General features: G+C 53.1%; 2 protein-coding genes, 3 tRNA genes, 3 rRNA genes and 1 pseudogene. All 9 read left to right on the top strand.

The window, feature by feature from the left end:
* The first annotated feature begins 228 nt into the window (after window positions 1-228).
* The 9 genes and pseudogenes from OEU85_RS01910 to OEU85_RS01870 all read left to right on the top strand — a co-directional run bounded on the left by OEU85_RS01910 (window position 229) and on the right by OEU85_RS01870 (window position 8,022).
* Window positions 229-1,724, top strand: a 16S ribosomal RNA gene (locus OEU85_RS01910).
* A gap of 223 nt (window positions 1,725-1,947) precedes the next feature.
* A tRNA-Ala gene (locus tag OEU85_RS01905) sits at window positions 1,948-2,023 on the top strand.
* A 27-nt stretch (window positions 2,024-2,050) separates the two neighbouring features.
* A tRNA-Ile gene (locus OEU85_RS01900) sits at window positions 2,051-2,127 on the top strand.
* Window positions 2,128-2,456: 329 nt separating this feature from the next.
* Window positions 2,457-5,202: ribosomal RNA gene (locus tag OEU85_RS01895) — 23S ribosomal RNA — on the top strand.
* A gap of 159 nt (window positions 5,203-5,361) precedes the next feature.
* Window positions 5,362-5,476, top strand: a 5S ribosomal RNA gene (rrf, locus tag OEU85_RS01890).
* The 16S, 23S and 5S rRNA genes sit together here with 3 tRNA genes alongside, the layout of an rRNA operon.
* A gap of 262 nt (window positions 5,477-5,738) precedes the next feature.
* Window positions 5,739-5,815, top strand: a tRNA-Met gene (locus OEU85_RS01885).
* Between the two features lie 187 nt (window positions 5,816-6,002).
* Window positions 6,003-6,828, top strand: a pseudogene (locus OEU85_RS01880) (transposase); the annotation flags it as partial.
* A gap of 116 nt (window positions 6,829-6,944) precedes the next feature.
* On the top strand, window positions 6,945-7,685 hold the full coding sequence (locus OEU85_RS01875) for a DUF2779 domain-containing protein (RefSeq protein WP_262689740.1): 741 nt from the start codon (window positions 6,945-6,947) through the stop codon (window positions 7,683-7,685).
* A gap of 133 nt (window positions 7,686-7,818) precedes the next feature.
* Complete coding sequence (locus tag OEU85_RS01870; RefSeq protein ID WP_262689739.1) at window positions 7,819-8,022, top strand: hypothetical protein; 204 nt, start codon at window positions 7,819-7,821, stop codon at window positions 8,020-8,022.
* Window positions 8,023-8,041: the final 19 nt, after the last annotated feature.

The raw sequence follows: 8,041 nt of genomic DNA, 5'->3' as shown, positions 1-8,041 counted from the left end.
TTTGCTCTTTGACATTGTAGGATGGAAGGGAGATGTGGACGGTGGTCTGGTGACCATTGTTTAGATCTCAAGGATACTCCGGAGGTTTAGTAAGCCTCTTATGTATCCGGCTACTTCGAGAGAAGTAGCGTCAGTGAATTCTTGAGCACGGTGAGCGATCATCGTGAGGAAGATTTTCTGGTTGTGTGAAGAACGGTGGTTTTTACGGAAACCATTAGGTTTCTTGTTCAACTTGAGAGTTTGATCCTGGCTCAGAACGAACGCTGGCGGCACGCCTAACACATGCAAGTCGGACGAGAAGGTAGCTTCGGTTACTGGACAGTGGCGGACGGGTGAGTAACACGTGGGAATATGCCTTTCGGTAAGGAACAACGCCTGGAAACGGGTGCTAATACCTTATACGCCCTTAGGGGGAAAGATTTATCGCCGAGAGATTGGCCCGCGCTAGATTAGCTAGTTGGTAAGGTAATGGCTTACCAAGGCGACGATCTATAGCTGGTTTGAGAGGATGATCAGCCACACTGGGACTGAGACACGGCCCAGACTCCTACGGGAGGCAGCAGTGGGGAATATTGGACAATGGGGGCAACCCTGATCCAGCGATGCCGCGTGAGTGATGAAGGCCTTAGGGTTGTAAAACTCTTTCAGATGGGAAGATAATGACGGTACCATCAGAAGAAGCTCCGGCTAACTCCGTGCCAGCAGCCGCGGTAATACGGAGGGAGCTAGCGTTGTTCGGAATTACTGGGCGTAAAGCGCGCGTAGGCGGCTTGGCAAGTAGAGGGTGAAATCCCGGGGCTTAACCTCGGAACTGCCTCCTAAACTGCCGAGCTAGAATCCTGGAGAGGTGAGTGGAATTCCTAGTGTAGAGGTGAAATTCGTAGATATTAGGAAGAACACCAGTGGCGAAGGCGACTCACTGGACAGGTATTGACGCTGAGGTGCGAAAGCGTGGGGAGCGAACAGGATTAGATACCCTGGTAGTCCACGCCGTAAACGATGGGTGCTAGATGTTGGGCAGCATGCTGTTCAGTGTCGAAGCTAACGCGTTAAGCACCCCGCCTGGGGAGTACGGTCGCAAGATTAAAACTCAAAGGAATTGACGGGGGCCCGCACAAGCGGTGGAGCATGTGGTTTAATTCGAAGCAACGCGCAGAACCTTACCAGCCCTTGACATACCAATCGCGGTTTCCGGAGACGGATTCCTTCAGTTCGGCTGGATTGGATACAGGTGCTGCATGGCTGTCGTCAGCTCGTGTCGTGAGATGTTGGGTTAAGTCCCGCAACGAGCGCAACCCTCGCCTTTAGTTGCCATCATTTAGTTGGGCACTCTAGAGGAACTGCCGGTGATAAGCCGGAGGAAGGTGGGGATGACGTCAAGTCCTCATGGCCCTTATGGGCTGGGCTACACACGTGCTACAATGGCGATGACAGAGGGCCGCGACACAGCGATGTGGAGCCAATCTCTAAAAGTCGTCTCAGTTCGGATTGTTCTCTGCAACTCGAGAGCATGAAGTTGGAATCGCTAGTAATCGCAGATCAGCATGCTGCGGTGAATACGTTCCCGGGCCTTGTACACACCGCCCGTCACACCATGGGAGTTGGTTTTACCCGACGCCGGTGGGCTAACCTTTTGGAGGCAGCCGACCACGGTAGAGTCAGCGACTGGGGTGAAGTCGTAACAAGGTAGCCGTAGGGGAACCTGCGGCTGGATCACCTCCTTTCTAAGGATGGCGATGAGATATCTTAGGATTGATCATTACCAGCTTAGCAAAAAGGCCAGTCATGAGCCTTGCTTTCAGATCAGATTAAATTCTGGCAGAAAGCTAAATCAGGCGGTCAGGCCGCCGTTCACATGTCCCTTCCATAGGAAATAAGAAGAACAGATGCTTCATGGAAGCATTTGCACGCCGGTTGAACTGCGAGTGAATGACCTTGTTCTGTAACGGGGCCTTAGCTCAGCTGGGAGAGCGCCTGATTTGCATTCAGGAGGTCAGCGGTTCGATCCCGCTAGGCTCCACCATTCACACGACAGTGTTCGGGTTGGTAGGGGCCGGTAGCTCAGGTGGTTAGAGCGCACGCCTGATAAGCGTGAGGTCGGAGGTTCAAGTCCTCCTCGGCCCACCATTTGCTTTTGCAGATGGCGCCCGCCATGAAGAGCTTTTCTGTGCGCTTCTTATTTTGGTCAAAAAGGGAAACGAGATTCCTCATTGTATGAGGAAGTTTTGAGTTTGCTGTTTGAAATTGTGAAGATGTTAATTGCGTGTTGTAGCTGGTTTTTCCAGTTACACAAACCTGTGGTCACTAGTCTGACGATCACAGGTTAAATACATGCTGAAAAAAGATCCGACATATCAGCTTTGGTATGGAGGTTGCGGCGCCGAGTGCTGCAGTCTTCGATTAAGTTCGCTTAATCAGCCAGGGTGGAGAGTTTTGCTCTCTGGATATGGAGGAGCTCTCAAGTGATTTAAGGGCATTTGGTGAATGCCTTGGCGTATGGAGGCGATGAAGGACGTGACAGGCTGCGAAAAGCTGTGGTGAGGTGCCAGTAACCTTTGACCCACAGATATCCGAATGGGGAAACCCACTCCTTTTGGAGTATTGCATGGTGAATACATAGCCATGTGAGGCGAACCCGGCGAACTGAAACATCTAAGTAGCCGGAGGAAAAGACATCAACAGAGATTCCCCTAGTAGTGGCGAGCGAACGGGGACCAGGCCAGTGTTATCTTTTGATCTACCGGAACCATCTGGAAAGTTGGACCATAGTAGGTGATAGTCCTGTACGGGAAAGAAAAGAAGATAGCCTCGAGTAGGGCGGGACACGTGAAATCCTGTCTGAACATGGGAGGACCACCTTCCAAGCCTAAATACTACCATACGACCGATAGTGAACCAGTACCGTGAGGGAAAGGTGAAAAGCACCCCGATGAGGGGAGTGAAATAGAACCTGAAACCGAATGCCTACAAGCAGTCGGAGCACCCATGTGGTGTGACGGCGTACCTTTTGTATAATGGGTCAGTGAGTTAGTCTACTTAGCAAGCCTAAGCCGTTAGGTGTAAGCGTAGCGAAAGCGAGTCTGAATAGGGCGCCTGAGTTAAGTGGATTAGACCCGAAACCCGGCGATCTAGTTATGGGCAGGTTGAAGGTGCAGTAACATGCACTGGAGGACCGAACCCACGTCTGTTGAAAAAGACGGGGATGACCTGTGACTAGGGGTGAAAGGCCAATCAAGCCGGGAGATAGCTGGTTCTCCGCGAAAACTATTTAGGTAGTGCCTCAGGTATTACCTACGGGGGTAGAGCACTGGATGGATGCGGGGGGCGCGAGCCTTACCAATTCTAACCAAACTCCGAATACCGTAGAGTAGAGCCTGGGAGACAGACTGTGGGTGCTAAGGTCCATAGTCGAGAGGGAAACAGCCCTGACCACCAGCTAAGGTCCCTAAATCATGTCTAAGTGGGAAAGCATGTGAGACGGCCATAACAACCAGGATGTTGGCTTAGAAGCAGCCATCATTTAAAGAAAGCGTAACAGCTCACTGGTCTAATTAAGCTGTCTTGCGGCGAAGATGTACCGGGGCTAAAGACATGTACCGAAGCTGTGGATGTGCACTTATGTGCACGTGGTAGCGGAGCGTTCCGTAAGCCGTTGAAGGTGTGGCGTGAGCCATGCTGGAGGTATCGGAAGTGAGAATGCTGACATGAGTAGCGATAAAGAGTGTGAGAGACACTCTCGCCGAAAACCCAAGGGTTCCTGCGCAAGGCTAATCCGCGCAGGGTGAGTCGGCCCCTAAGGCGAGGCCGAAAGGCGTAGTCGATGGGAAACAGGTTAATATTCCTGTACCTGATGAGATGTGACGAATACTGGTCATAGTTCCTCCTTATTGGATTGGGGGGGCTGTAAAGGTGTTCCAGGAAATAGCCTCATCATATAGACCGTACCCTAAACCGACACAGGTGGGTTGGTAGAGCATACCAAGGCGCTTGAGAGAACTATGCTGAAGGAACTCGGCAAATTGCCTCCGTAACTTCGGGAGAAGGAGGCCCACCGTTGAGGCAACTCATCGGTGGGGGCACAAAAGAGGGGGTGGCGACTGTTTACTAAAAACACAGGGCTCTGCGAAGTCGCAAGACGACGTATAGGGTCTGACGCCTGCCCGGTGCCGGAAGGTTAAGAGGAGGTGTGCAAGCACCGAATTGAAGCCCCGGTAAACGGCGGCCGTAACTATAACGGTCCTAAGGTAGCGAAATTCCTTGTCGGGTAAGTTCCGACCTGCACGAATGGCGTAACGACTTCCCCACTGTCTCCAGCATAGACTCAGCGAAATTGAATTCTCCGTGAAGATGCGGAGTACCCGCGGTCAGACGGAAAGACCCCGTGCACCTTTACTACAGCTTCAGAGTGGTATTAGGGATAACATGTGTAGCATAGGTGGGAGGCTTTGAAGCCGGGACGCCAGTCCTGGTGGAGCCACCCTTGAAATACCACCCTTGTTGTTCCTGATATCTAACCACGTCCCGTGAAACCGGGACTGGGACCCTCTGTGGCGGGTAGTTTGACTGGGGCGGTCGCCTCCCAAATGGTAACGGAGGCGCGCGATGGTAGGCTCAGATCGGTTGGAAATCGATCGTTGAGTGCAATGGCATAAGCCTGCCTGACTGTGAGACTGACAAGTCGAACAGAGACGAAAGTCGGTCATAGTGATCCGGTGGTTCTGTGTGGAAGGGCCATCGCTCAACGGATAAAAGGTACGCCGGGGATAACAGGCTGATACTGCCCAAGAGCTCATATCGACGGCAGTGTTTGGCACCTCGATGTCGGCTCATCTCATCCTGGGGCTGGAGCAGGTCCCAAGGGTTTGGCTGTTCGCCAATTAAAGAGGTACGTGAGCTGGGTTTAGAACGTCGTGAGACAGTTCGGTCCCTATCTGCCGTGGGCGCAAGAGACTTGAGAGGAGCTGCCCCTAGTACGAGAGGACCGGGGTGGACGGACCTCTGGTGGACCTGTTGTGGCGCCAGCCGCATTGCAGGGTAGCTATGTCCGGACGGGATAACCGCTGAAAGCATCTAAGCGGGAAGCCCCCCTCAAGATTAGGTCTCTCTGAGAGCCGTGGAAGACCACCACGTTGATAGGTCAGGTGTGGAAGTGTGGTAACACATGAAGCTAACTGATACTAATTGCTCGATAGGCTTGAGAGCCCTCCATAGACAGAGAGGAAAGTTCTTCTTCTTATGTCTGCTTCCGGTATCGCAGTAGCGATCCCATGAAGCGCGCTCAAGGCTGCTGGTGAAAACCTGCAGACTTAAGTGATGGATCTTTAAAGCAGCATGTAAAACACGCAATTACTCTTTTGTTGATCTGGTGGTTATAACAAGGTTGTCCCACCCGGTCCCATCCCGAACCCGGAAGTGAAAAGCCTTTGTGCCGATGGTACTTCGTCTTAAGGCGCGGAAGAGTAGGTCGCCGCCAGATCTACAAAAGAGTAAAACATCTTTACACTCAAACACTTAAAACCGGCCAAAGGCCGGTTTTTTAGTTAAGGCTTTTGCCTGCCCCAGGCGCCGGCGCTCACGCTTGGCTCTCGCGAATACGGTCGCGGCGGCCAGCCGGCCTTACCTCAGCCCTAAGGGCGTCGGTAAGATGTGTGACACCGCTCGGTTCCTGCTCGTCAGGCAGCCCTGAGCGCCTTCCATGGGATCGCGTCAAGCGATACCAGGAGCAAAGAAAAAATTGACGCGGGATGGAGCAGTCCGGTAGCTCGTCAGGCTCATAACCTGAAGGTCGTAGGTTCAAATCCTACTCCCGCAACCACTTCCGTTATAACTCCATAATATGTGAGATATAACAAAGACCTACAAGAAAAACACCTCGCTCAGCGAAAGTTGAGCGGGGTGTTTTTTATGTGCTGACCGTCCCGCCCAATAAGACAAGCCCAGTGACCTGCGTCCTTTAAAACCAGTTAGTTAGAAGTAGAGTTCGTCAGACAGGAGACGGACATATGAAGAAGTGCAGGTTCAGCGAAGAACAGATCATCAGGGTTCTCAAGGAACAGGAGGCGGGGCCGCCGACGGCGGAGGTTTGTCGGCGTCATGGTATTGGTGAGAGCACCTTCTACAAGTGGAAGAGCAAGTACGGCGGCATGGAAGTGTCGGACGCCAAGAAGCTGAAAGCGCTTGAGGACGAGAACCTTCGCCTGAAGCGGCTGTGTTGGCCGACGGCATGCTTGATAACGCCATGCTGAAAGACTTTAGTTCAAAAAAAATGGTGACGCCCGCTGTCAAGCGAGAGGCGGTCCCTCACTTGAAGGCGAGCTATCAGGTGAGCGGACGGCGGGCGTGTCGGCTTGTGGCTGCTGATCGGGACATGATCCGGTTCCAATCAAGACGCCTGGATGACCAAGCGCTGAAGGATCGGCTTAAGGCGTTGAGTCATGAGCGCAAGCGTTTTGGCTACAGACGGTTGCATATCCTGCTGGAACGGGAGAGTGTTCACGTGAACCATAAGAAGCTCAGGCGGCTGTACCGGGAAGAAGGACTGCAGGTGAGGAAGCGGGGTGGTTGCAAGCGTGCCTTGGGCACACAGGCGCCTCTGGTGGCGCGGTCCAGACCCAATGAGCGCTGGTCGCTTGTTCGCGAAGCGGGCATTTACGCCACCTTGTCAGCGACAGCTTCACCGATGGTCGCCGGTTCAGCATGCTGTGCATCGTTGATGATCATAGCCGCGAATGCCTGGTGCTGGTGGCCGACACATCGCTGTCGGGCGTCAGGATGGCGCGAGAGCTGGACCGGTTGATTGCTGAGCGCGGCAAGCCTCATACGATTGTCCTTGCTTGTTCAAGTCTCGCGCGCACCATTGTGATACATTTTCGGTCTTTAATCCCGACGTGCCCACTCCCTCGATCTACAGTCTGCCAAGACTGAGCTCGACAAAGAGAGCTGAGTTGATCGCGAACGGCATATTCGACCTTCTCTCGATTCCTGATGACTTCGCGCTCACCGCCAATCAGAAAGGGGTTGTGCAGGCAGCAAAGTCAGGTGCGCCTATCATTGATTTCGAAGGGATGAGGGCTTTCTTTTCTGCTCTCAGCTTCCCGCTCTATTTTCTCGACTACGAGACCTATGCGTCAGCCGTGCCGCTGCTCGACAGGACGAGCCCCCACAAGCATTTTCCGGTTCAGTATTCGCTGCACGTCCCTCATGCCGATGGTGAGCTTGAACATCACGAATATCTGGAGCGCGAGGCGCGGCTTCCTGATCGCCTGGTTGCACAATTGAATGCCGATATCGGCAGCGAAGGCAGCATCGTTTCGTGGCACGCTTCGTTCGAGAAAACACAGAACAAAGAGATGGCACGGCTGTTCCCGGAGTATGCTGCATTTCTCGCCGATCTGAACGAGCGCATGGTTGATTTAGAGGGTGTTTTTAAAGCCAATTACGTTGATGCCCGCTTTGACGGCTCGACCTCCATCAAGAAAGTGCTCCCCGTTATTTGTCCCGAGCTCAGCTACAAGGAGCTCAATGTGCAGGATGGTGCCACCGCTATGGACGCGTGGCAGAAGATGATCGCTTCGGACGGCGATGAGGCCGATCATATGGCCCGCAATTTGCTCAGTTACTGCAAACTCGACACCTTCGCGATGGTAGAAATCTATCGGTTTCTGTCCAAGCTTGCAGCAATGTGACCCCGTTATCTTGCGCGTCGCCTGCCGATCATAGAACATAAACGTCAATTGAGCGTATATAAGGGGTATAAGAGTCTTGGCGGTTTTGGGTGATTCTATTCCAGTGGATTACTTTACTGGAAGCGGTTTGCCCATGACACAAAAAGAAAAAGTGGCGGCCAATGACAATGGCGCCGGGAAGGAAGAGGCGGAGCAGCATCTGCGCAGCATTGCCCGTGCTGTCGGACGCCACATTGCCCGTGAGCATTTTAGGGCCTGGGAAAGGCGGCGGCAACGGGCGGCCAATGATAACCGGCCTGTGGTGTCAGAGGAAGAGGGGCAGTCCCCGGAGGGGTGAAACCTGGTTTTAAGAGAAA

This window comes from Kordiimonas aestuarii (genome assembly GCF_025574465.1).
Taxonomy (GTDB): Bacteria; Pseudomonadota; Alphaproteobacteria; order Sphingomonadales; family Kordiimonadaceae; genus Kordiimonas; species Kordiimonas aestuarii.
Note: the sequence above shows the minus strand (reverse complement) of the source record. Positions and strands in the feature narration are given on the sequence as shown.

Bases quoted from the DNA above. Each gene is read 5' to 3' on its own strand.
- OEU85_RS01870 (WP_262689739.1), top strand. From the start codon at position 7,819: ATGACACAAAAAGAAAAAGTGGCGGCCAATGACAATGGCGCCGGGAAG.